Here is a 1,703-nt window from a genome sequence, read left to right as displayed (position 1 = left end):
GTGACGTTCGGGGACCTCTCCACGCCCGGCGTTGACGTTATCCTTCCCGATCCGCGCTTCATCGAGGAACGCCGTCACCAATTGCTCGGCATCGTGCTGACCCACGCCCACGAAGATCATATGGGCGCAGTCGCCTATCTGTGGGAGCGCCTGCGCTGCCCCATCTACGCGACGCCCTTCACCGCCTGGCTGATGCGCGACCGCCTGGCTGAACGCGGACTGCTCGGTGAAGCCAAGGTGCGCGAGATTTCGTTGACCGGGCGGTTCGAGATCGGACCGTTTGACCTGGAACTGATCACGCTCACCCACTCCATACCGGAGCCGAACGGGCTGGCGATCCGCACGCCTGCAGGTCTGATCCTGCACACCGGTGACTGGAAGATCGATCCCGAACCCCTGATCGGTGCGCCGACCGACCCTGAAGCCATCAAGGCTCTGGGCAAGGAGGGCATCCTTGCCATGGTGTGCGACAGCACCAACGTCTTCACGCCGGGCGAGGCTGGCTCGGAAGGCAGTGTGCGCGAGAACCTTACAAAGGTTATTGCCGAGCAGAAGGGCAAGGTGGCCATCGCTGCCTTTGCCTCCAATGTCGCCCGGCTGGAAACGGCCATTCTGGCTGCAGAGGCCAATGGGCGCCGGGTCTGCCTACTGGGGCGCTCCATGCACCGCATGTCGGCTGCCGCGAAGGCGGTGGGCCTCTTGCAATCGTGCGCACCCTTTGTGGAAGAGGACGAGGCCGGCTATTTCCCCAGCGACAAGATCGCCTTTGTCTGTACCGGATCGCAGGGCGAACCGCGCGCTGCACTCTCTCGTATCGCGGACGGCAACCATCCCAATATTTCGCTCGGCAATGGCGATACGGTGATCTTTTCCTCGCGCATCATTCCGGGCAATGAGCGCGGCATTTTCGAGATGATGAACAAGCTGGCGCTGCGCGGTGTGAAGATCATCACCGAGCGGGAGCGTCATGTGCACGTCTCCGGCCATCCCTGCCGGGACGAACTGCGCCAGATGTATGAATGGGCCCGGCCAAAGGTCGCCATTCCGGTCCATGGCGAAGCGCGCCACCTCATCGAACATGCCGCCTATGCGAAATCCCTGGGCGTTCCCGCATCGCTCGTCCCGAAGAATGGCAGCCTGATCGCCATCAATGCCGACGGTGCCCGGATCATCGACGAGGCGCCTTCAGGCCGGCTGCACCTTGATGGCAACTTCATTGTCGAGGCCGACAATGTCTCGATGCGCGAACGGCGCAAGCTCGCCTACGGCGGCGCCATTGCGGTGGCGCTGGCGGTCTCGCCCAAGGGCGACATTGTGTCCGGGCCCGATATCCGCGCTTTGGGGGTGCCGGACGGCGAAGACAACGATATGGATGAATTCCTCGATGCGCTGGCCGATGCGGCTGAACGGGCGTTTGGCCAGCTTCGTCAGAAGGCCCGGCGCGATGAGGACGAGGTGGAGGAGGCTGTCCGGCAGGCTGTCCGTCGTGAAGCCAACCGCCTCTGGGGCAAGAAGCCTGTCGTGGAAGCCATGGTTTTGATGACGTGAGGTGCAACACATGAAGATCGGCAGACTGAACCATGTCGGCGTCGCAACGCCCGATGTCCGCGCGGCCACGCGCGTCTATGCCGAGCTTTACGGAGCGGTTGACGCGACAGAGCCCAGGGATTTTCCCCATCTGGGCGTTCGTGTTGTTTTTGTCT

The 1,703-nt window shown here is 62.9% G+C and carries 1 protein-coding gene; it reads left to right on the top strand.

What is annotated here, in order from left to right; translation table 11 throughout:
• Positions 1 to 1,548: ribonuclease J (locus tag ACTS2Z_RS12235; RefSeq protein ID WP_442573491.1), on the top strand; the 1,548-nt coding region annotated here is incomplete at its 5' end.
• Between the last annotated feature and the right edge of the window lie 155 nt (positions 1,549 to 1,703).

It is taken from the genome of Glycocaulis sp., assembly GCF_052168375.1.
In the GTDB taxonomy this organism is placed as follows: Bacteria; Pseudomonadota; Alphaproteobacteria; order Caulobacterales; family Maricaulaceae; genus Glycocaulis.
The sequence above is the reverse complement of the archived record's forward strand: the minus strand, read 5'-3'. Positions and strand labels throughout refer to the sequence as shown.